Consider the following 20672-nt stretch of genomic DNA (forward strand, 5'->3'; position numbering starts at 1 on the left):
ACGAAAGAAGTTGACAGATGATGTCAACTGGTCTACCTTTCCTGACGACTCGTGACTGTGGTTGCCTGTCGTTCAAGTCGGCGCGAGGGAACTGGCCCAGGGATCGCCGCAGCAACCCGCCTTCATCACGGCTGGTGCTTTCCAGTGCTGTGCGCCTCAACGATGAACAACGGCGGCAGGTCCGGCTCAAGGAAGGGCTTCCCTGCTTGCAGGTGTTCCCGGGATAGCCCCCGGCGCTCTTCCGCAGGACTTCACTCAGGAAGGGCCCCGCTGTCCGTGGCGGGCACCTTCCGTACTCGCCCGCCGGAGCAAGCCCTATGTCGACTGCGCCGCCACCGCCCGCACTGGAATTCAGCCGCGTCACCAAGACCTATCCGGGGCAGCCACAGGCCGCTCTACAAGACCTCACGCTCTGCATTCCTCGGGGCAGCCGCACCGGCATTATCGGGCGCAGCGGTGCAGGCAAAAGCACGCTGGTACGGCTGATCAGTGGGCTGGAAACCCCGGATGTGGGTCACATTCAGGTTCAGGGCCAACCCCTGACACCGGCCACCCTCCGGCAACTTCAGGCGCGAACCGGGTTGGTGTTTCAGCACTTCAACCTGTTGGCCCAGCGCAGCGTGCTGCACAACGTGACCCTGCCGCTGGAACTGCGCGGCACTCCCAAAGTCATCCGCGAACGGCGAGCACGGGAACTGCTGCAGCTGGTGGGCCTGGAAGCCCTGGCTGGGCGCTACCCCGCTCAGCTGTCGGGCGGCCAGAAACAGCGGGTGGGCATTGCCCGCGCCCTAGTCACCGATCCAGATCTGCTGCTGGCCGACGAGGCCACCAGCGCCCTCGACCCGGAGACGAGCGCGGGCCTCCTGACCCTGCTCACCGAGCTGCAACGCGAGCGGGATCTCACCCTCATTCTCGTGACCCACCAACTGGAAGTGATTCGCGCCGCGACCACCCACGTGGCCGTGCTGGATCAGGGAACGCTGGTGGAGGCGGGCGAGACAGCCTCCGTCCTGCGTCAGCCGCAGTCGGTGGTCACCCGCGCGCTGCTGGACGCCCACCGACCCGAACACCCCCTGCTCACCGGTGAGGCTCTGCACCACCTGACCCTGCCGAACCTGGGCGCCGCGACCCTGGAAAGGCTGGCCCGGCAAGATGCCCGAATTGTCCGGGCCGAGGCCCATGCCCTGGGGGTGGACGTCTGGCTGACGGCTCCTGACCACGTGTCTGCCGCGTGGCTGAGTGGGACAGAGTTGAGTGAGGCAGACGTCTCCCACCTGACCCCGAAGGTGAGCGCGTGACCTGGGACGTCCTCTGGCCGCTGCTGTGGCAGGCCACCCTGGAAACCTTGTGGATGGTGCTGCCCTCGGCGCTCATCGCGCAGGTGCTGGGAACAGCGCTGGGCGCCGTGCTGACCCTGACGCGCCCCGCCGGGCTGCGGCCACAGGCCGTGGTGTACCGGGGGCTGGACGCCGCGGTCAACGTCGGCCGCAGTCTGCCCTTCATCATTTTGTTGGTGCTGCTCATTCCCCTGACGCGCCTGATCACCGGAACGAGCATCGGATCCACTGCGGCCACCGTACCACTGACCATTGCCGCCATTCCGTTTGTGGCGCGTCTGGTCGACGGAGCGCTCCGGGACGTGCCAAGTGGGGTGGTGGAAGCCGCCCGGGCCATGGGCGCCAGCACGGTTCAGACCGTGTTCAAGGTGCTGTTGCCGGAGGCCCGCCCCGCGCTGGTTCACGGCTTCACAGTCATGCTGGTCAGCCTGATCGGTTACAGCGCCATGGCCGGAGCCATTGGTGGCGGCGGGCTGGGCGACGTCGCCATCCGGTACGGCTACCAGCGCTTCGAAACAGGCGTGATGATCGCCACTGTCCTCGCTCTGCTGGTACTCGTTCAGGCCTTGCAGTGGCTGGGCGACCGGGTCGCGACCCGCACCGATCACCGCTGAGCCCGGCCAACTCCGGCTCCTCAAGTGCTTCAAGCCTTCTTCCAGCTCCGTCCCTCCTCCTGCGCCCCTCACCTGTGATCCACCCCGTTGATTCCAGGGGGATCGGCCCCTCTTCACCCCAAGTGCTCAAGGAGTGTCTGATGTCCACCACCAATATTCGTACCCTCAGCAGCCTCCTGTTGCTCACCCTCATCGGACAGGCCTTGGCAGGAACCCTGCGTGTGGGGGCCACTCCTGTGCCTGCAGGCGAACTGCTCGACTTCGTGAAGCCTCTCCTGGCCCGGCAGGGGGTGACGTTGATCGTGCGTGAGTTTTCGGACTACGTGCAGCCCAACGTCGCGCTAGGAGAAGGCAGCCTGGAGGCCAACTTGTTTCAGCACCAGCCCTATCTGGACGCCTTCCAGCAAAACCGCCCCCTGAACATCGTGCCGGTCACCAAGGTATACCTGCCCCCACTGGGGTTGTACAGCAAGCGGGTCACGAAGGTCACGGAACTCAAGCGCGGAGCGACCCTCGCCATTCCTAACGACCCCAGCAACGGGGCGCGGGCGCTGCTGCTCCTCGAGCGTGCAGGACTGATCCGTCTGAAGCCGGGTGCGGGCGTGCGGGCCAACCTCACCGACATCGTGAGCAACGTCAAGCAGCTGCGCTTCCGGGAACTGGAGGCCGCGCAACTGCCCCGCTCGCTGGCTGACGTGGACGCGGCCATCATCAACACCAACTACGCGCTGGAAGTCGGACTCAATCCCACACAGGACGCCATTTTCCGTGAGGGGCCAAACAGCGTCTATGTCAACATTCTGGCCACTACACGCAGCCAACGGAACAACCCCGACCTGAAGAAGTTGGCTCAGGCCCTGACCAGTCCAGAGGCCAAGGCCTGGCTGCTCAAGAAGTACGGCGGCAGCATCATTCCCGCGTTCTGATTTCCCCTCTTCACTTTCTCCAAGGAGTCCTGACCATGAAAACCCTCGTGCTGCTCACCGCCCTCAGCCTGTCTACCTCAGCCCTCGCCGGAACCCTGCGCGTGGGGGCCAGCCCCGTGCCTCACGCTGAACTCCTGGACTTCATCAAGCCCACCCTCGCCAAGCAGGGCTTGACCCTGGTCGTCCGGGAGTTTTCCGACTATGTGCAGCCCAATCTGGCGCTGGCAGACGGCAGCATTGACGTCAATTTCTTTCAACACCTGCCCTACCTGAGCGCATTTCAGAAAGATCGCCCGCTGGGTCTGGTGGCGGGTGCCAAGGTGCATGTAGAACCCATCGGGGTCTATAGCCGACGAGTCAAGAGCCTGCGCGACCTGAAAAGCGGCGCGACCATTGCCATTCCCAACGATCCGAGCAACAGTGGACGGGCCCTCAAGCTGCTGGAGCGGGCTGGGCTGATCCGACTGAAGGCGGGAGTGGGGGTCAACGCCACGCCGCTGGACATCACCACCAACGTCAAGCGGCTGCGTTTCCGCGAGTTGGAGGCCGCTCAGCTTCCCCGAGCACTGGGCGATGTAGACGCCGCCGTCATCAACACCAACTATGCCCTAGACGCAGGGCTGAATCCTCTTAAGGACGCATTGCTGCTGGAAGACAAGCGCAGCCCGTACGCGAACTTGCTCGCCGTCAAACCTGCCACGCTCAAGAGTTCCGGTTACCTGAAATTGGTCAAGGCGCTTCAGAGTCCCGAGGTGCGGGCTTTTATTCTCAAGAAATACGGCGGAGCGGTGGTGCCCGCGTTCTAAACTGTGTAGAGAAAAGCGTGAAGGCCGGGTTTTGGTACCATCCAGACCTCGCCATGTTTGATCAGCTTATCTTTGAAAAACGGAACACGTCCGGCGTGTTCATCTGGGAGGACCTATGCAAACCCTGAAAACCCTGACCCTATGGCTCCTGACTGCCAGCCTTGCAACCGCGAGTGCACAAAGTGGAACCGTGACGATCGCCACAGCCAGCGACGCCCCCACCCTTGATCCGAACCTCACCTTCAGCGGCAACGCCTTCGGCATTACCAACCAAATCTATGACAGCCTGCTCTACCGGGATGATGACGGCATCAAGACCCGCCTGGCCACCAGTTGGAAACGTGTCACGCCCACAACCTGGCGCCTCGAACTCCGGAAGAACGTCAAGTTTCATGACGGCACACCTTTCAATGCGGCTGCCGTTAAATTCAGCTTCGAACGCCTCATTGACCCCGCGTCCAAAGCTCCGGGCGCGTACGTCCTGAACATCATCAAGACCATCAGAATCATTGACGCGGACACCATCGAGATCACCACGAGCGAGCCCTTCGCGCCGCTCCTGGCCCATCTCACCCACCCGGTCACCGCCATCGTGTCGCCGACCAGTGCCCGCAAGTTCGGCAAAGACTTTGGCCGCAACCCTGTGGGAACCGGGCCGTTCGAATTTGACCGCTGGAACACTGGCAACCAGATTCAGCTGAACGTCAACAAGACCTACTGGGGCGGAAAGGTCAATATTGACAAGCTCGTGTTCCGGGTCATCCCCGATGTCGCCACGCAGATTGTTGAACTGCGCACCGGCCGCGTCGACCTGATTACCAGTGTGCCGCCCGAAAATCTCAATGACCTGGAAAACAATCCAAAGCTCGCGGTGTACAAAAAACTCGGCTGGGGATCAACCTTTCTGGGCTTCAACACCCGGAACGGCATTACCAAGAACGTCAAAGTCCGTCAGGCCATCGCGCAGGCCATTGACCGCGACAGCATCGTTAAGATTCTCCGTCAGGGTCTCGCGGTCAAGGCCACTGCTCCGGTTCCTCCCACCGTGTACGGCGCCGGCAAAGATCTGAACCCGCGCCCCTACAACGTTGAGGGCGCCCGCAAACTCCTCCGTGAAGCCGGTGTGAAAGACGGCACCAAAATCAGCTTGGTGACCTATGAAAGCGCCGAGAACCGTCAGCTGGCAGAAGCCATCCAGTTCTCTCTCTCCCAGATCGGCTTGACCGCCAGCGTTCAGATCCTCGATTACAGCGCCTACACCACTGCGATCCAGAAGCCCAATCACGCCGAACTGTTTATCAGTGGCTGGGGTACCGTCACCCTGGATGCTGATTACGCGCTATACGCGCTCTTTCACTCCCGCGAAATTCCGGTGAACAATAACGCGCTGTACCGCAACGTCAAGGTCGACAAACTGCTGCTTGATGCGCGCCGCAGCAACAATCAGGCCGACCGCCTCAAGCTCTACCAGAGCGCCCAGGAACAGATTGACCAGGATCTGCCACTTCTTGCGTTGTACTACCCGCTTTCCAGTTATGCCAAGAGCACCCGTTTGCAAGGTGAAGTGTGGCGGTACTCTTGGATCAACCTCGACCTCTCAAACGCCACCCTGAAGTAAAGGAGCGGCGACCCCATTTGATCCGTTATACGCTGCGCCGACTGCTCAGCCTTATTCCTGTTGTGTTCGGCGTGACCCTGCTCGTGTTCGTGTTGCTCAAACTTACCCCAGGCGACCCACTCGTGGCACTCCTCGGCGAGGACGCTCAGGGGCTGGGAGCAGCCGAGCTCGCCCGTCTGCGGGAGGCCTACGGTCTGAACGACCCTTGGTACCTGCAGTACGGACGCTTCCTCCGCGACTTCGTCACGGGCCAGCTGGCCTCCGTGCGGACGGGCACGCCCGTGCTCACTGAGATCCTTGCGCGGTTTCCTCACACGCTGCTGCTGACCACCGTCGCCCTCGCGGTCGCGGTGCTGGTGGCCGTGCCGCTTGGCATTCTTGCTGCCGTGAAACGCCGCACGGCCTGGGACGCCGTGGTCATGGCGATCGTACTGCTCGGCATCAGCATCCCCAGCTTCTGGCTGGCGGTCATGTTGATGTTACTCTTCGCCCTGAACCTTGGCTGGCTACCAGCCTCTGGCAGCGGTTCACCCGCAAACCTCGTGTTGCCCGCCGTGACGCTCGCTTTCGGATCGATCGCGTTGATCACCCGGATGACCCGCGCCAGCCTCCTCGACACCCTGGATCAGGATTACGTCCGCACCGCGCGCGCCAAAGGTCTGCCCCGTTCAGGCGTGCTGCGTCACGCGCTGCGCAACGCGCTTATTCCCGTCGTCACGGTGGTTGGTCTGGAGTTCGGCGGACTGCTGGGCGGCGCCGCCATCACCGAGTCGATTTTTGCGTGGCCAGGCCTAGGTCGGCTGACTCTCCAAGCAATTCAGACCAGAGATATCCACCTTGTCCAGGGCATCACCGTGTTCATTGCAGTGCTTTACACCTTCGTCAATCTCGCTGTAGACCTCGCATACGCGGCCCTCAATCCCCGGGTGCAGTATGCGTAGCTTCAGGGTTTCACATGTAGGTGCCGTGCCCGTCCGGTCACGCCATCCTGTCTGGCGCAAGCTGAGGCGTAACTTATCGGTGAGAACTGGCGCAACGCTGCTGTTCACGTTGGTGATGTTGGCCCTGCTTGCTCCTGTCATCGCCCCTGAGGCGCCCAATACGCAGAACTGGTTTAACCGACTCAAACCTCCGAATTCATCTGCCTGGCTTGGCACCGACGACTTCGGCCGCAGCGTACTCAGCCGCATCCTTCATGGCGGGCGGGTGTCTCTGCTGTCCGGCGTGCTGCCTGTCGTGCTTGGTGCCAGTATCGGCACCCTGCTTGGTCTACTGGCTGGGTACGTCGGCCGCACCACCGATACCCTGATCATGCGGGTCATGGACGTCCTGCTGGCCTTCCCCGGACTGCTGCTGGCCCTGGCCATTATTGGGACGCTCGGCCCTGGTTTTCAGAACGCAGTGCTTGCCATTGGCATCGGCCTGATGCCCACTTTCGCGCGTCTGGTTCGTGCTGAAGTGCTGCAGCTCAAGCAGGTTGAGTTTGTGGAAGCCGCGCACGCGTTAGGGGCGCCGCACCCCCGCGTGCTGCTGCGGCATGTTCTGCCGAATGTCGCGTCGCCGCTGATCGTGCAGGCGACGGTCAGTGTGGGGTACGCCATCCTGGCGGCGGCGGGGCTGAGCTTCCTCGGATTGGGCGTGCAGCCTCCGGTCAGCGACTGGGGGGAAATGCTCAGCAGTGGACGCCGGTTCCTGCCGCAGGCCTGGTGGCTAGAAGTTTTTCCAGGCGTGATGATTGCCCTCACCGTGCTGGCCATCAACCTGTTGGGAGACGGCCTGCGTGACGCCCTCGACCCACGAACGAAGTAAAAGAGGAAGTCCAAATGAACTCCAGTAAAACACTGACCATGCACCATCTCGGCGACCAGCGGTACGCCAGCACCAATCAGACAGGACAGCAGCTCGTCATCGACATGAGCGCAGAGCACCGCATCGGGGTCGGCCCGATGGACGCGTTGATGAGTGCGCTGGCGTCTTGCACGATGTATGACGTCGTCGAAATCATGGAAAAACGCCGTACGCCTCTGAGCGCTTACCGCGTGACCGTGGAAGGCTTCAAGGCGGAAGGCAGTGTCCCGCCCCGGTACGAGCGGTACGTCCTGCGTCATGTCGCCCAAGGCCAGGGGATCAGCGTGGAGGCACTCGAGAAAGCCGCTCACCTGTCGCATGAGAAGTACTGCACCATTGGGGCCAGCCTCGCCGCACAGATCGAGATTGAGGTCGTGATCGAGTCCTCTGAACAGACAACCGAAATCTAGGGGTAAATTCTGAGGGGCCGGAGCCTGTGTGAGCCGCGAATCCCTTCCGATTCTGCTGGCGAATTCAAAAATCTTTCCAGTTCATCGGTAAGTGCAAACAGCCCAGTCGCAAAAAACGCTGTTTTGGATACCCTGATCTAAATTCGCCAGCAGAATCCCTTCCTTTGTGCACCTCAGCAGGGTCAACCGCGTCCGCCCATGCCTTTGGCGGTGTAGAGCCTGCCTAACTCCATGTCCCGTGACTGGCCCGGCACCTGTAGCCTTCGGGGCCGCTCCGCCGCGACGTCACTGCAGGGCGCGAAATCGAGGCCAGCCCAGTGAAAGCATCGCCCCGTACTCGCCACACCTGATTCAGCTCAAAGCGTGATGGACTGTCCGTCGTTCGGAACCAGCAGCTGGGCCGCGAAACCCTGCTCAGCCGCAAAGGCGCGCAGTTCGTCACGAGAAAGCACCGCATGGGCCACGCCTTCCAAGTGCGTGGCAATCAGCGTGGCCTGCGGCGCGGCGCGGTGCACCTCCAGCACATCCTGAGTGTTCATCACGATGGATCCTAGGCCCGTGATCTGGGCATCCCCCGCATTCAGGATGACCACGTCTGGGTGGTGAGCGTTCAGTGCCTGCGCGACATGCTCGTTCCAGAGGGTATCGCCGGCCAGGTACAGCGTTTTTTCGCCCTGATGCTTGAAGACCACGCCGCTCACTTCGCCGAGGAGCTCGCCGATGGCGGCGATGGCCGCATCGGAGCCGTGCTGGCCGGACGTTTTGCTCAGCGTGATGCCTTCAAACTCAGTTGTGTCGGTGAGAATGCGGACATCGGTGAACCCGGAAGCCGTCAAGAGCTGCGCGTCCGCAGCATGCTGCACAAACACGGGCAGGTGTTTGGGAAGCAACGTCTTGGCCGCGTCATCCCAGTGGTCAAAGTGCGTGTGCGTGACGATGATGGCGTCTACGGCCGTCAGTTCCTCCAGTGGCACCACGAGCCCCACAGTGGGATTGCTGAGGTGACTGTTGGGCGCGCCCTGCAGGCCGGGGTAGGCGCCCTGTTCGGCCAGCATGGGGTCAATCAGGAAGGTGTGAGCCGCGTAGGTGAGCTTCAGGGTGGCGCTGCGGATCTGTTGGATGTTCATGGGGGCTCCAGGGGGCAAACGAGGACGCGCGACCGGGGAGGCCGGGGGCGTAGGGATGGCGTGGGGCGTCAGGTCTTGAGGCGAATCGGCCCGTGGTGGGTCTGCGTATCAAGGTGGGCTACTTCGGCGATCAGTTTGTCGCGCAGACGCTGTAAGACAGCGATCTGGGCGCTCACATCGGCAATCTTGAGGGTATACAGGGCACGCACCTCTTCCGCAGGGGCATCCAGCGAGGTGGACCCGTACCGGAAGCAGGGCACGCGCTCCCGGATCTCGTCGAGCTTGAATCCAGCCTGAAGGAACAACTGAATCATTCGGACGCGTTCGACATCTTCGGCTTGAAAGAGGCGGTACCGGTTGTCCTCGCGGGCAGAGATAAGCAGGCCAAGCCCGTCATAGTGGCGGATGGCACGGACGCTCACGCCCGTTGCCTTCGCCAGTAGACCAATGCGCATCATCTCCACGGCTCCAGGGTAAACCCTGACACATGCGTCAGAGTCAAGGGGTTCCCGTACGCTGGATCCCTCGTCCTGTTGGGCTTCAGCAAGAGGACTGAGCGCGCTCATCAGCGGGTCTCCCAGTCTGCAGGCGGTGCTCGAGACACAGGTGGTGATTATCAGCGTCCCCGCCAACTTGCGGTCGATCGACCACCAAACCACCGTGCGGTTCCTGCAGCGCTTTTACGATGCGGCCGACCTAGCACGTTCCTGCCCTAGTGGGATTCCTGCGCGCCTGAGGTGGAGGGGGAGTACGCCCACGTGTCTGGCACGTCTCTTGGGGATACCTCGCTTTTTAGGTCTTACGCCTGACGACCTCATACACGGGTTCCGCTCTACCCCCAGCCACACCACTGCAGCCCATCAGCGACAATGAGCGGGACAGCACCAGCATGTTTAATCTGAACATCAACCCGTGACGGGACAAAGAGCACGGAGAAGACCCCAGCCCGAGGAGATGCCGAGATGACCAGACCCCTGCCTACCGACCACAGCGACTTTTATGCCCGTTATGTGAACATGGTGCCCGAGACCGACCTGCTGGCGGCCATGCGGGCACAGGCTCCGCTGACCCGGGCCGCAGTGCTGGCCTTCGCAGACCGTCCAGACCAGGCCTATGCCCCGGGCAAATGGACCGTGCGGCAGGTGCTGGGGCACATGACCGACACCGAGCGGGTCTTCGGGTACCGGGCGCTGGCGTTTGCCCGGGGCGACACCTCCCCCCTGCCCGGCTTTGCGCAGGACGACTGGATGGACAGCGCCGAGTTTGGCCGCTACACGCTCGAGGACCTGCTGACCGAGTTCGAGGCAGTACGAGTGGGCCATCTATCCTGGCTCAGCCATTTGCCTGAGGCGGCTTGGGAGCGTCGAGGCACAGCGAGTGGACAGGGGGTCACCGTGCGGTCGCTGGCTTACATGCTGCTGGGCCACGAGCGGGCGCATGTGGAGGGGTTGAATGAGCGGTATTCGGGAAGAAAGGGGCAGAGGGGATGACGGAGTAGAACAGTCAAAAGACTGTGGTTCACTGGCTGGTTCACAGACGTTGACCTCGGCGCCAAGCCACGCTTGCTGTAGCTGAAGACGCGTCGGTGCGGGAGCAAAGTCAATGGGACAAAGCGGCTTTGGAGTTCACGTGGGCAGGCTCAGGCGCGTTCCTTGACTCGCAGCGGCACGGCGTCTGCTCGTCGGTAGATACCGCAGAGGTGTTCCACCCGCGACTTCCAACGCGTTCATTGATTCTCGTTCCATGGCGTTGGGGAGCACCTGAGGAGATGTCCGGGTTACTCCAGTTTAGACAGCAATGCTGGGCGGGATCTGACGCAGCAGCTGAAACCGGCGCTGGGCCATTCCAATCACCCACACCCGCGCAGACAGACCAGAACGAGGCCAGCCGAAATGATGGGTCACGAGATCCCGCAACACCGCTTCCACCGCCCGTTCCGGGTCGGCCACCTGCGCCCGCTCCGCAAGCGTGAACAGCAGGGGGGCGAACGCCTGAAAGCAGACCTGGAGGGCTTCAGACTCTTCCCGTCCGACACCAGCCAAGGCTTCTTCAGCCCACTGGGCACGGGGAGACGAATTCATCTCTGGAGTCTGAAGCGTCCCTGCTGGTATTGGGCCTGCAGGTCTTGGGCGAGAGATCATTCAAGGGGGTAAAAAGTCGAAATATTCTTACGCTTCCACCTCTGTTCAAGGACTTGGCCGCTCTTGTCAAGCTCTGTTGCCAAATGCCCCGCGCCGCCTTCAGCCGGTATCTGGGCCTCTGGGAACTCAACGCCAATACCCAGTCAAGTGGTGGACGTCAAAGAGCGCCCTGGCAGCACGCCTCTGCTGCACCTGAAGACCCAAGACACCCTCAGCGTCACAGACATCACCCTGAAGTACCGTCGTCCCAGCTACGCTGCCGACTGACCTCCATGCGCTGCACGTTCCCCGCCTGGTGCTGCCCTCCGAATTGTCTGACACACTGCCCTCTACATGACCGACGCCTACCTGACTCTCCAAGACTTGAAAGCTCGGGGCTGGACTCCGGGGATGATCAGGGCGCTTCTGGATCCCTACGATCACGAGCGCTGGATCAATAAACGCGGGCATCGGATGCCCAAGCCGATCAAGCTGTATCTCGAAACACGGGTGGTGCAGGTGGAAGCCACCGAGGCATTCGCCCACGCCAAAGAACGTGCCCATGCCCACCAAGTGGTGATGCTCAAAGCAGTCCAGACCCGTCAAGTCTTGGATGCCAGAGCGTTGGCACGGTATGAGGCGCTTCCCCTCCCGGGAGTACGGGTGCATCAAGTCGAGCTGGGGGAAAAGGCGGCTGACCAGAAAGAACTCTGGCAGATGCATCTGCCAGAGTTCTACGTCTGGAACCAGCAGCACGAGCATCTGCTGTCCGGGCTGACTCAAGCCGTGCGCAGGGCGGCAGAACATCGAATGTTTCAGCGTTACCGAGCCGCGGTGTCTCACGCGTACGGCTGGATTGAGTAAGCCAAAAGATCCCCATCATCCTGCCCTGGCCCGCACAGGACGTGTCCCCTATACCCGAAGTGAAAATCATCACTTGCCAGCAAACTCATCCGCCAGAGCTGGCCACCACCGAAGCGCTGGCCGACTCCAGCCTGCAACCCGCTCAGGGCCAAGCAGTGGTCGCCCTGTTCTACCTCCGCAGCAAAGACCGCGAACGCCTGACCGCCCTGTACCGCCGCGCAGACGCCGTGCTGCTCGAAGAAAAGAAGCAGGCATGAGCCTGCCCGTCCATGATCAGATCCCCGACGGGCTGAACCACCGCACAGGCCTCAAGCGGCTGGGACTGGTTCCGCTTGGCCCACCGGTGGCCGAGTACCGCTTCCGCACCCGGAAAGGGTACGTGACTTGCGATCTGTACCGGGCCAGCGAAGTCCGCATGGTTGATCCCGTGCGGGTGGCCGCAGGCGTGCAGGCCGTCCAAACCCGTAAGGTTAACGAAACGGCGCAGCGGAAAGGGGCGTGTACCGAGGCCGAGCGGGACGCTCTAAAGCTGTACAGAACGCTATGAATCCCGCGGTGCGGCGTTTCCGGGCTTGGCACGCCGACCTCGACACGCTGTATCTGGACACCGAAACGACAGGGCTCACCGGGGAGGTCATTGAGGTGGGCCTGGTAGACTGAAACGGCAGCATGGAGTTCCACAGCCGAGTTCGGCCCACGGTTCCGGTGGAGCCAGGAGCGCAAGCGGTGCAGGGTCTGAGTGACGCGGAGCTCGCGGACGCCCCAACTGGACGGAAGTGATCGCCGATCTGTGGCCCCTGCTCGCGGGCTGCCGGATCGTGGCCTTCAATGCTGAGCTTGACCGGGCGCGGCTGCAGACCTCGCACGAGGCGCACGGGCTGATTGCGGACGGTGACCCACCGAGGTGGCGCTGCGCGATGGAGGCGTTTGGCCCGCTGCACTGGCGATTGATCGGACTACCACGGGGACTGGCGCTGGGCGTCGCTGCTCGCGGCGTGCCGTCAGATGGGCGGTTCCTCCAGAAGCGGCGACCCACCGGGCGCTTGGCAGCGCACAGGCGCTGGCCCGGTGGGTCACCGCCGTGGCCGAGCGCGAATAGCCTGCCCTGACGGTGACCGATCTGCCGGAACACTAGGTGGAGTGGCCGGACTAGTGGAGGTCTGGCCATCGCCTGAAAAGCGAGCCGTGTGTCGAGCGACCGTACCTGGCACATCATTTTTGACAAGCGATGATTGATCTATCTCATGCTTCATACCCCAGCGAACGGCAAACTCAGGCATGAAACACCAGGTTGTCTTCGTCGCACTTCTGGCCTGTGCGTCAGCGGCGCAAGCGGAACAGTATGTGATCTCGACCGACTTTCACCCCTCCCAGCCCGCGACATTCCGGGTCAGCCTGAATGGGCAAACCCTCCTGCTGCACCGTGCTGCAGACGGCAACATGGACATCACGCCCTGGGTCAAGACCGGCAAGAATACCCTGACAGTCGACGTTGATCCTGGGAAAAACGAGAACAGATTCTCCAAAAGTACGTTGACGCTGGGCGCGGGGCAAGACGGGAAGTGGCGCACACTGTTTAAGAAAGATTCCGATGTCCACACCAAAGCGGGTATCAGCACGTTTGTCTTTATGGCCAAGCCGTCTACCACGGCCAAACCTGGAAAAGTAAGTCTGTTCGGTAAGTTTCACCCCTCCCAACCTGTTCAGTTCGACATTGCGCTGAACGGAGAGAGTGTGAGCAGTCTGGACAGCGACGGTAATTTTGATCTGACACCTTTCCTGAAAGCCGGAAAGAATGTGGTGGTCGTCAAGTTTGGTGCGTCCCAAACGAAGAACCGGTTTTCACAGAGCACCCTGACGATTGGAGAGCAGGTGGGCAACAAATGGGTCAGCCTCTTTAAATGGGGGGTGGGCCATTGGGATACCCAAGCAGGCTCAGTGATCTTCCCGATCTACCGGTGAACAGAGATTTGGTGCGGGCTCCAGTGGCTGAGGCTGGTTCGTCAGTTCAGGAGATTCCGGCCGTTAAGCGTCACTAACAACCCATCCGCTTTCCCTCTGCCCGCCTTGGCCCTGTGCCTCGGCGGGTGGAGGACTGCCCGACATGCCCAAAGGCAAGATCCCGACCTACCACCAGCCCCACCCCCGATCCCGCCACCACCGATGACTTGGCCCGCGAGAGCCTGTAATCCGCTGATGACCAGAAGGTCGCCGCCCTGTTCAAGCTCCGCATGCCTGACCGCGAACGGCTCACGGACCTCTACCGCCGAGCAGACGCCGTGCCCCTACAGGTCAAAGAGCAAGCATGAGATCGCCCGTGCACCAACAGATTCCGGAAGGACTGAATCACCGCACGGGCCTGCAGCATCAGGGGTTGGTTCCATTGGGCCAACCGGCCGGTGAGTACCCTTGGGGTGGAAGTGGCTGTGCACTTAGGACACCGACCTGATCCTCGGGGACAGGCGTTCCGAGCACGATGTCCAAGGGGCGGTGGCGTTCAACAGCGGTTCCGCACGCTGGGGCGTCCGCCCGCAGCGCGCGAAAACCACAGAGCACAGGGGGGGGGTTCCCTACCCCAACTTCTGTGGAGGTCAAATGCATATACACCCGCCCACCCAAGCCCCTCCTCGCGCTCACCGGGCACCCAGCACCACTCGTCTACTTCACCTCTGCGCTATTCCCGACGCACGACCAGGCTGCCACGTTTGATGAGTGGTGCCGGGGACTGGGTTAGGTAGATCAGGCCGTCAAGGCAGCCCTGCTGCTTCGGGCCCGACCCTATATCCACGGCGTCGTCCTGCCCGTGCTTTCGGCGGCTGCCCTTGCCGAACTGCTGAGAGGCTCTGCTGTGAGCTGCGGGTCACCTTTTCTTCTGGCGTGCGGCAGGCTGTCGTCGCTCTTCTGGCCCGGCGGTGGCGGCCAGTGCTGGGCCAGCCTATCTCTTCGACCTAGCTCACAAGATGGCTGTCTCCGCACCTGTCATAGAGTAGTTCCTCTTTTTGTTAACTCCACAACCCCTTTTCTCCCTGTGAGGTTTGTATGACGGACATTTCCCCTCCCCCACTCCAGCCCTACACTGTCACGAAGGAAAATCAGCCCCTTGGAACGGTGATTTTGGTGTCTGTCTTCCAATCGGGTTTAGCGAGCCACACACTGTCCCCAGCCTCCGTTCGTCCCCCTGTCGACTGAGCGATACTGTGTGCCCGCCTGAGCCCGCGCTTGAGCAGGCGGAAGAATTCATTCATGCCCAAAGAGAAAATCCCCACCAACCACCAAACTCCTCCGCCTGACCTCGCCACCATTGAAACCTTGAAACTGGAAAGTCTTCAACTGGCGGACGGTCAAACCGGGGCCGCCCTCTTCAAGCTCCGAACGGGTGATCGCGAACACCTCTCTGGCCTCTACCGACGAGCAACAGCTGTGCCGCTGCAGAACAAAGCGCCCACCTGAACGTGCGCTGACACCGGCCAACATGTGCCGTGCATCGCGAACCATACTTCTTGCTGGGCGGGCATCCGCAAGGCGACGCTACACAGTGCTTGGACGCCGAGACGTTCCTCTGAGGCGGAAGAGGAGGTGATTGCCGCGACGTGTCACTGGCGTCGGTCTACGTTTGCGCCAAGTTATAGGGTGCCTCCGGTGATCAAGGCTGAACGCCAGAGGTGCCACATGGACTGAACTCCGGTTCAGATGAGGCTAATGGTGCCTCCTCACTGAGCTGAGGACTGGCCTCCAGTGAAGCAGCCCCCGCTTCAGCATCGGCCGTGCGGAGGGTGGGACGGGAGGCTTCGGCCTCATCTTGCGTGGCTCGCAGTTCGGAGACGGAGGTACTCCTCAACGCGGTCTCCAACAACTGCACCATGCGTGCAAAGACCTTGGCCTCCGGGAAAGGACTTCGGGTCAGGGCATGCTGGGTATGCAAGACGGCACTGAGGGTGACGTTGTGCTGTGCTTCCAGAGTGTCCATGCTGAATCCTCAGGCCAAGAAGGGTCGGGGGCGGTGAGCCAGATATTGAGCGGTGGAATACACCTGGTCAAGTTGATGGGCACACTGGACCGAACTCAGGTACCACGTTTTCAGCCAGGAGGCGAGGTCTGCTTCACGGGGAGAGCCGGCCAGCAAGGCCAAAGCTTCCGCCACCTGTCGTCGGGTTCTGTGGTGTTGGAGCGAGGTGGGAGCCTCGGAAGCAGTCGGTGGCGTGGTCACGGGCTTTAGCGTACGCAACACCTGCCGAGAGACCATGACCCCAGCGTAAACGTCGGGTTGAGTGTTGCTCTCTCGCCCTGAACTCCTTTCGTAACGTTGCCCCGCCTCTGCTTCAGCTGGCCAGCTCAAAGGGGCTTGGGCAGGGCAAAACCAAAGGTGGCTCCTCCCCCAACTGTCCCCCGCGCAAACACCGTGCCGCCGTGCCGGGCAATGATCCGCCGGATGTTGGCCAACCCCACGCCCGTGCCTTCAAAGTCCTCTTGACGGTGGAGGCGCTGGAAAATGCCAAACAGCTTGTCGGCATACCGCGGATCAAAGCCCACCCCGTTGTCCCGGACAAAGACAGTCCAGGTCTCGGGCTGATCCTCGGCCCACACGTCAATCACCGTTTCGCTCTGCTGACGGCTGTACTTCAAGGCGTTGGACAGCAAATTGACCATCACCTGCCGCAGGAGCTCTTGATCACCCATCACCCTCGGGAGAGGCCCCACCTGCCAGGTGATTGCCCGTGCGGACAGGTCAAGTTCCAGCTCTGTTTGAATCTCCATCACCAGCTGGTCTAAATCCACCAACCGGAGCGAGAGAGGCTGCTGCGATGTTCGGGAGAGGTCAAGCATCGCGTCAATGAGGCTATTCATGCGCTGGGCCGCCTGATCAATCACGCTGAGATACCGTGCAGATCGGTCGGTCAGCTGATCCTGTAGCGAGGTGCGAAGCAGCGTGCTGAAGCCTGCGATATGCCGGACAGGCGTGCGCAGGTCATGTGAGACGCTGTAGGCAAAGGCTTCCAGTTCCTCGTTGGCATCGCTTAACGCGAGGGTGCGGGCGTCCAGCGTATCGCGCTGCACTGTCAACTGCCGGGTGTGCTCAGCACGTTCCAGCGCCAGGGTCAGGCTGCGCAGGGTGGTCTCCAGCACGGCCTTGTCGACGGGCGTCCAGGTGTGCTGGTCAAACAGACCAATCAGGAACAAGCCGACAGGCACGCCATGCAATAAGACGGGCAAGGTGGTGACGGCCTGAATGTGTTCCACCGCCTCCACGGGGGTATCCGCGCCCTGCGGATACACATCCTGGTAGAACGGCTGCTGGGTCGTGAACGGAACCGAGAGGGTGGGGACGTCTGGCGAAAAGCCGGCATCGACCAAGGCTTGCAACGCGGGACTGCCGAGGTCACCCACCTGAGATTTCATTCGCCACCGGCCGCCTTCCAGTTCGTAATACACCGCGTAGCCCGGGGGCAGCAAGGGCAGCACAATCTCCTGTGCCCGCTGAATCAGGGTGTGCCGGTCGGTCTCGGACACCAAATCGCGGGACAGCTGGGCGAACGCTTCCAGAGCCGCGTTGCGGCTCTCGACTTCGATTCGTTGGGTTTGCAGGGTGCGGGCCTGCTCGGCACGTTCGAGGGCGAGGTTGAGGCTGCTCATGACCGTTTCAAGGAGCGCGCGATCCGTCCGGGACCACTGTTGCTCGTGAAAGAGCGCAAACCCCAGGATGCCACGTGGTTGCCCGCCCACCGAGAGCGGCAGGGTGACGGTCGCACCTGGATAGGATTGACTTCCCGTGAGCTGATCGGCGCCGTGGTCGTACTGGTCTTGGTAATACGCTTCGCCGCTGTGCCACGGGATCAGCAGGTTAGGGGTGCTGTCAAAGGCCAACCCCGCACCCACTTGGGCCTGTAACTCTGGGGTGTTGGTTTGACCCACTTGCGACTTGATCACCCACAAGCCGTCTTGAGGTTCGTAGTATTGCGAGAATCCAGGGGACAGCAGGGGCAACACCACCTCTTGCGTCTGGCGGATAAGTTGTAAGGGATCGCCTTGAACGCTGAGATCTTGTGTCAGCTCACTGAAGGCTTCGAGCATCTTGGTTCGGGCCTCGAGTTCGGCGTGTTGCTCTCGGAGGCGTGCCGTGAGCTGGGCGGTGCGCAGGGCACCTGCCACTTGGCTGCCGAGCACCTGGAGAAAGTCACGGTAAGGGTCATCCAGGCGCTTACGGGCATTCAGGCCGATCACCAGAAAGCCGAGAGGTGTGGTTTGGTCTGGATGGTGCAGAGGCAGGACGGCCGTATGAATCACGGGTTCAGGCCAGGGCTCAACCGTAACCGCAGAGGTGGTCAAGACTTGAGTTTGGTCTCCTGATGTCCAGGGTTCGAAGAGGGCACTCAACACCTCAACTTCCGTCTCGTTCAGCCCGGCTGAACTTGACCACTGAAGGGCGCCGTCCCGTGTGGGCAAGGCCAAGAGGATAAAGGGCAGGTCAGCAGGATTGTCGTCGGCGCTCTGCATGACCGCTGCAGTCACTTGAGCTGCAGTCTCCAGGCTGAGGAGCCGGGCGGTGAGGCGCGCCAGGGTCTGGGTGCGGCGTGCCCCGAGGACGCGCTCCGTGGTCTCATTGACAGTGGCCAACATTCCTTCGACTTGATACGGCCCACGAACCGGGGTATAGCTGGCGTCAAAGTAACACTCTTCAAGGTAACCGTGACGGATCAACGGCACCAGTAAGTCCACGAAAACGATGCTCTCTCCGCGTTCTAGCACAGCGTCGAAGTAGGGCTTGATACCCGGATAGCCGTCGTGCTTGAAGATTTCGGCGGTGGGGGTACCCAGGGCGCCCGGATGTTTGTCCACTCCGAGGATGGGGCGGTAGGCGTCGTTGTAGAGGGCAATCAATTGGTGTGTCCAGCCCAGGTACATCGCCTGCTTGGAGGCCAGGATCAACTCAACATAGGTTCGGAGCTGAAGTGACCAGGTTTCGGGTGATCCGAGAGGGGTGCGCTCCCAATCAAGCGTCCGCATCAGGCGCCCCATCTCACCGCCCTCTTGAAAGAGCGTTTCGCTCAGGGTGGAGGGATTACCTTCGGCAGGGCACATATGGAGCGTTTTAGCAGGTTGAGCGGGACTTGAGGGTGCGGTGAAGAAGATCTCAAGCTCAGGGCACCTGAGGGCAAGTCTGAGTTCGTTCAGCCCACGGGTTCCCTGAGAGATTGCTCGCTGACGTCCACTGTTTGCTCGCCTCGAGCCGCGACGCTTCCCAGGGCCCCCTGCTGCTCTTAGAGCATTTGACAGAATAAGAGGATGGGAAAACGGGTCGGGGCACGTGGGTACAGCATTGATCTCCGAGAACGGATGGTCGCGGCTGCACTGAACGAGCAACACCATCCGTGGGTGGCCCAAACGTTCGGAGTCGATGTTCGGACCATCGCGTTCTATCTGAGGAAACATGAGGCAGGTACCCTCTCACAAGTCAAACGCCCGACCGGGCGTCGCTCGAGCGTGCAGAGCGCGCAGGAGCAGATTCTCCTCCAGCTGCTGGAGGAGAATCTTGACGCGACCTTGGAAGAGCATGCTCGCCTGTTGGAGGCCAAGACTGGTCTCAAGATCAGTGACCGGACCGTCGACCGGGTCTTCCGGCGACATGGCATCACCTACACAAAAAACGCGGGTCGCCGCCGAACCCAATGAGGAACTACGTCAGCAGGTCCTGAATGACCGCCATGCCCGACCTTCAGACTCCGGCCCGGCTGGTCTTTCTGGATGAACGTGGCTTCAATACCACGATGACTCTGATCTTGCTAGGGTTCTGTGGAGGAGGAGTTCAGTCTGACCGACAATGGAGACTGACATGACCGCCAGTAAAAACCACTACACCGCCGAGTTCAAAGAAGAAGCCGTGCGTCTGGTGATCAGCAGCCAGAAAAGCTGCGCTGAGATCGCCCGCAACTTGGGTGTTCCACCGTATTTAGTCGTACGCTGGAAACAGCATCACGAGCAACAAGGGGCGGTGGGCCGCCCCCAATTCACCGGACGCGGCGTCGCCGCGTTGAGTGAGCAGGAAGCGCGGTTCAAGAAGCTAGAACGAGAGCTGGAAATTACCCGTCAGGAACGCGATATTCTGAAAAAAGCACTGGCCTTCTTCGCCAAAGACCACTAATTTACGGGTTCATTGAGCAGCATCGGCATGAGTACAGCATTGAGCGGCTGTGCAAGACGCTCGGTGTCGGGGTCAGTGGCTATTTTGCGTGGTGGAGAAGGCCCAAAAACTGCTATCGGGTGGAAGACGTCGCTCTGACCGAGGCCATTCGAACCATTCATCAAGTCAGTAGGGGCACCTACGGTGCCCCTCGTGTCCAAGCCGCACTCGTGGACGAGGGAAAACAGGTCAGCCGAGCACGAATTACTCGGCTGATGAAGGCAGCGGGACTGAAGGCTCGCTGCAAGCGGAAATTTCGCGTGACCACCAATTCAAAACACCCGCACCCAGTGGCCGAAAATCTACTGAATCGCGAATTTGTTGCCGAACAACCCAATCAGAAATGGGTGACGGATATTACCTATTTACCCGTGGCTGAGGGCTGGATGTACCTCGCTGTGGTGATGGATCTGTTCTCTCGCAAAATCGTGGGTTGGGCCATGCGGGCCACCCTGCAGACCGAGTTGGTCGTCGCTGCGCTGGACATGGCACAGCAGATTCGGCGTCCTGGACAAGGATTGCTCCATCATTCGGACCAGGGAATTCAATATGCGAGTCGCGAGTATCGACAAGCACTGGAGCGCCTCCAGGCGCTCCAAAGTATGAGCCGAAAGGGAGACTGCTGGGACAACGCGGCGATGGAGAGCTTCTTCGCCACCCTCAAGCTGGAACTGGAACTCGACACAGCACAAGGAAACCGCGCTGACACACGTAATCTGGTCTTTGAGTGGATTGAGGTGTTTTACAACCGCGAGCGTCGTCACTCTAGCTTGGGGTACCGCTCACCGACTCGCTTTGAGCAACACCGCGCCACACTGAACTGATC

23 protein-coding genes are annotated in these 20672 nt (G+C 61.2%); 17 read left to right on the forward strand and 6 right to left on the reverse strand.

Annotated features, from left to right (window positions below):
• Positions 1-317: 317 nt before the first annotated feature.
• The 8 genes from M1R55_RS22435 (at position 318) to M1R55_RS22470 (ending at position 7559) form a co-directional block, all read left to right on the forward strand.
• On the forward strand, positions 318-1298 hold the full coding sequence (locus M1R55_RS22435; protein ID WP_249395619.1) for a methionine ABC transporter ATP-binding protein: 981 nt from the start codon (positions 318-320) through the stop codon (positions 1296-1298).
• Complete coding sequence (locus tag M1R55_RS22440; protein WP_249395620.1) at positions 1295-1951, forward strand: methionine ABC transporter permease; 657 nt, start codon at positions 1295-1297, stop codon at positions 1949-1951. The genes M1R55_RS22435 and M1R55_RS22440 overlap by 4 nt, the downstream gene beginning before the upstream one ends.
• 140 nt (positions 1952-2091) lie before the next feature.
• Positions 2092-2877 carry a MetQ/NlpA family ABC transporter substrate-binding protein gene (locus M1R55_RS22445; protein ID WP_249395621.1) on the forward strand — a complete coding sequence of 262 codons (786 nt, stop codon included), beginning with the start codon at positions 2092-2094 and terminating at the stop codon, positions 2875-2877.
• A gap of 35 nt (positions 2878-2912) precedes the next feature.
• The gene (locus M1R55_RS22450) at positions 2913-3683 is read left to right on the forward strand and encodes a MetQ/NlpA family ABC transporter substrate-binding protein (RefSeq protein WP_249395622.1); all 771 of its coding nucleotides are present in this window, start codon (positions 2913-2915) and stop codon (positions 3681-3683) included.
• 115 nt (positions 3684-3798) lie between these two features.
• The gene (locus M1R55_RS22455) at positions 3799-5301 is read left to right on the forward strand and encodes an ABC transporter substrate-binding protein (RefSeq protein WP_249395623.1); all 1503 of its coding nucleotides are present in this window, start codon (positions 3799-3801) and stop codon (positions 5299-5301) included.
• Positions 5302-5318: 17 nt separating this feature from the next.
• Positions 5319-6242, forward strand: a complete 924-nt coding sequence (locus tag M1R55_RS22460; protein WP_249395624.1) for an ABC transporter permease — start codon at positions 5319-5321, stop codon at positions 6240-6242.
• On the forward strand, positions 6235-7110 hold the full coding sequence (locus tag M1R55_RS22465; protein WP_256566054.1) for an ABC transporter permease: 876 nt from the start codon (positions 6235-6237) through the stop codon (positions 7108-7110). Before M1R55_RS22460 ends, M1R55_RS22465 begins: the two co-directional genes overlap by 8 nt.
• 14 nt (positions 7111-7124) lie before the next feature.
• The gene (locus tag M1R55_RS22470) at positions 7125-7559 is read left to right on the forward strand and encodes an OsmC family protein (protein ID WP_249395626.1); all 435 of its coding nucleotides are present in this window, start codon (positions 7125-7127) and stop codon (positions 7557-7559) included.
• A 356-nt stretch (positions 7560-7915) separates the two neighbouring features.
• On the opposite strand, the gene M1R55_RS22475 is transcribed toward M1R55_RS22470, so the two are convergent.
• Together M1R55_RS22475 and M1R55_RS22480 are read right to left on the reverse strand one after the other, a co-directional pair.
• Positions 7916-8686: an MBL fold metallo-hydrolase gene (locus tag M1R55_RS22475; protein WP_249395627.1), complete on the reverse strand. Its 771-nt coding sequence runs from the start codon at positions 8684-8686 to the stop codon at positions 7916-7918.
• A 68-nt stretch (positions 8687-8754) separates the two neighbouring features.
• Positions 8755-9144 (reverse strand): MerR family transcriptional regulator, encoded by a 390-nt coding sequence (locus M1R55_RS22480; protein ID WP_249395799.1) that lies wholly within the window; start codon positions 9142-9144, stop codon positions 8755-8757.
• A 504-nt stretch (positions 9145-9648) separates the two neighbouring features.
• Between M1R55_RS22480 and M1R55_RS22485 the strand changes: the two genes are divergently transcribed.
• Positions 9649-10176: a DinB family protein gene (locus M1R55_RS22485; RefSeq protein WP_249395628.1), complete on the forward strand. Its 528-nt coding sequence runs from the start codon at positions 9649-9651 to the stop codon at positions 10174-10176.
• A 297-nt stretch (positions 10177-10473) separates the two neighbouring features.
• Here the strand turns inward: M1R55_RS22485 and M1R55_RS22490 are convergent, their stop codons facing one another.
• Positions 10474-10767, reverse strand: a complete 294-nt coding sequence (locus M1R55_RS22490) for a hypothetical protein (protein ID WP_249395629.1) — start codon at positions 10765-10767, stop codon at positions 10474-10476.
• Positions 10768-11160: 393 nt separating this feature from the next.
• Here M1R55_RS22490 and M1R55_RS22495 point away from each other — a divergent pair, with 393 nt between their 5' ends.
• The 6 genes from M1R55_RS22495 (at position 11161) to M1R55_RS22520 (ending at position 15120) form a co-directional block, all read left to right on the forward strand.
• Positions 11161-11670 (forward strand): hypothetical protein, encoded by a 510-nt coding sequence (locus tag M1R55_RS22495; protein WP_249395630.1) that lies wholly within the window; start codon positions 11161-11163, stop codon positions 11668-11670.
• Between the two features lie 41 nt (positions 11671-11711).
• Positions 11712-11927: a hypothetical protein gene (locus tag M1R55_RS22500; RefSeq protein WP_249395631.1), complete on the forward strand. Its 216-nt coding sequence runs from the start codon at positions 11712-11714 to the stop codon at positions 11925-11927.
• Positions 11924-12217: a hypothetical protein gene (locus M1R55_RS22505; protein WP_249395632.1), complete on the forward strand. Its 294-nt coding sequence runs from the start codon at positions 11924-11926 to the stop codon at positions 12215-12217. The genes M1R55_RS22500 and M1R55_RS22505 overlap by 4 nt, the downstream gene beginning before the upstream one ends.
• A gap of 229 nt (positions 12218-12446) precedes the next feature.
• On the forward strand, positions 12447-12779 hold the full coding sequence (locus M1R55_RS22510) for a hypothetical protein (RefSeq protein ID WP_249395633.1): 333 nt from the start codon (positions 12447-12449) through the stop codon (positions 12777-12779).
• A 169-nt stretch (positions 12780-12948) separates the two neighbouring features.
• Positions 12949-13632, forward strand: a complete 684-nt coding sequence (locus M1R55_RS22515) for a hypothetical protein (protein ID WP_249395634.1) — start codon at positions 12949-12951, stop codon at positions 13630-13632.
• A gap of 1281 nt (positions 13633-14913) precedes the next feature.
• Complete coding sequence (locus M1R55_RS22520) at positions 14914-15120, forward strand: hypothetical protein (protein ID WP_249395635.1); 207 nt, start codon at positions 14914-14916, stop codon at positions 15118-15120.
• 193 nt (positions 15121-15313) lie between these two features.
• Here the strand turns inward: M1R55_RS22520 and M1R55_RS22525 are convergent, their stop codons facing one another.
• The 3 genes from M1R55_RS22525 to M1R55_RS22535 form a co-directional block, all read right to left on the reverse strand.
• On the reverse strand, positions 15314-15637 hold the full coding sequence (locus M1R55_RS22525; protein ID WP_249395636.1) for a hypothetical protein: 324 nt from the start codon (positions 15635-15637) through the stop codon (positions 15314-15316).
• A gap of 9 nt (positions 15638-15646) precedes the next feature.
• Positions 15647-15877, reverse strand: coding sequence for a hypothetical protein (locus M1R55_RS22530; RefSeq protein WP_249395637.1), 231 nt, complete (start codon positions 15875-15877; stop codon positions 15647-15649).
• Positions 15878-16002: 125 nt separating this feature from the next.
• On the reverse strand, positions 16003-18672 hold the full coding sequence (locus M1R55_RS22535) for an ATP-binding protein (protein ID WP_249395638.1): 2670 nt from the start codon (positions 18670-18672) through the stop codon (positions 16003-16005).
• A gap of 279 nt (positions 18673-18951) precedes the next feature.
• Here M1R55_RS22535 and M1R55_RS22540 point away from each other — a divergent pair, with 279 nt between their 5' ends.
• Entirely contained in the window at positions 18952-19338 is a 387-nt protein-coding gene (locus M1R55_RS22540) for a hypothetical protein (protein ID WP_249395639.1), read from the forward strand.
• A 160-nt stretch (positions 19339-19498) separates the two neighbouring features.
• Positions 19499-20670 (forward strand): IS3 family transposase gene (locus M1R55_RS22550; protein ID WP_371827197.1). Its coding sequence is split into 2 segments (ribosomal slippage): positions 19499-19781 and positions 19781-20670, totalling 1173 coding nucleotides; the frame shifts between segments, so codons are not numbered across the junction.
• Positions 20671-20672 lie beyond the last annotated feature (2 nt).

Source organism: Deinococcus sp. QL22 (genome assembly GCF_023370075.1).
Lineage (GTDB): Bacteria > Deinococcota > Deinococci > Deinococcales > Deinococcaceae > Deinococcus.

Excerpts from the sequence above, each read along its gene's own strand:
- M1R55_RS22475 (WP_249395627.1), bottom strand. The coding sequence starts at position 8,686 with ATGAACATCCAACAGATCCGCAGCGCCACCCTGAAGCTCACCTACGCG.
- M1R55_RS22450 (WP_249395622.1), top strand. The coding sequence starts at position 2,913 with ATGAAAACCCTCGTGCTGCTCACCGCCCTCAGCCTGTCTACCTCAGCC.
- M1R55_RS22455 (WP_249395623.1), top strand. The coding sequence starts at position 3,799 with ATGCAAACCCTGAAAACCCTGACCCTATGGCTCCTGACTGCCAGCCTT.
- M1R55_RS22525 (WP_249395636.1), bottom strand. The coding sequence starts at position 15,637 with ATGGACACTCTGGAAGCACAGCACAACGTCACCCTCAGTGCCGTCTTG.
- M1R55_RS22505 (WP_249395632.1), top strand. The coding sequence starts at position 11,924 with ATGAGCCTGCCCGTCCATGATCAGATCCCCGACGGGCTGAACCACCGC.
- M1R55_RS22490 (WP_249395629.1), bottom strand. The coding sequence starts at position 10,767 with ATGAATTCGTCTCCCCGTGCCCAGTGGGCTGAAGAAGCCTTGGCTGGT.
- M1R55_RS22480 (WP_249395799.1), bottom strand. The coding sequence starts at position 9,144 with ATGATGCGCATTGGTCTACTGGCGAAGGCAACGGGCGTGAGCGTCCGT.
- M1R55_RS22540 (WP_249395639.1), top strand. The coding sequence starts at position 18,952 with ATGGGAAAACGGGTCGGGGCACGTGGGTACAGCATTGATCTCCGAGAA.
- M1R55_RS22520 (WP_249395635.1), top strand. The coding sequence starts at position 14,914 with ATGCCCAAAGAGAAAATCCCCACCAACCACCAAACTCCTCCGCCTGAC.
- M1R55_RS22535 (WP_249395638.1), bottom strand. The coding sequence starts at position 18,672 with ATGCGGACGCTTGATTGGGAGCGCACCCCTCTCGGATCACCCGAAACC.
- M1R55_RS22495 (WP_249395630.1), top strand. The coding sequence starts at position 11,161 with ATGACCGACGCCTACCTGACTCTCCAAGACTTGAAAGCTCGGGGCTGG.
- M1R55_RS22465 (WP_256566054.1), top strand. The coding sequence starts at position 6,235 with ATGCGTAGCTTCAGGGTTTCACATGTAGGTGCCGTGCCCGTCCGGTCA.
- M1R55_RS22470 (WP_249395626.1), top strand. The coding sequence starts at position 7,125 with ATGAACTCCAGTAAAACACTGACCATGCACCATCTCGGCGACCAGCGG.
- M1R55_RS22485 (WP_249395628.1), top strand. The coding sequence starts at position 9,649 with ATGACCAGACCCCTGCCTACCGACCACAGCGACTTTTATGCCCGTTAT.
- M1R55_RS22515 (WP_249395634.1), top strand. The coding sequence starts at position 12,949 with ATGAAACACCAGGTTGTCTTCGTCGCACTTCTGGCCTGTGCGTCAGCG.
- M1R55_RS22445 (WP_249395621.1), top strand. The coding sequence starts at position 2,092 with ATGTCCACCACCAATATTCGTACCCTCAGCAGCCTCCTGTTGCTCACC.
- M1R55_RS22435 (WP_249395619.1), top strand. The coding sequence starts at position 318 with ATGTCGACTGCGCCGCCACCGCCCGCACTGGAATTCAGCCGCGTCACC.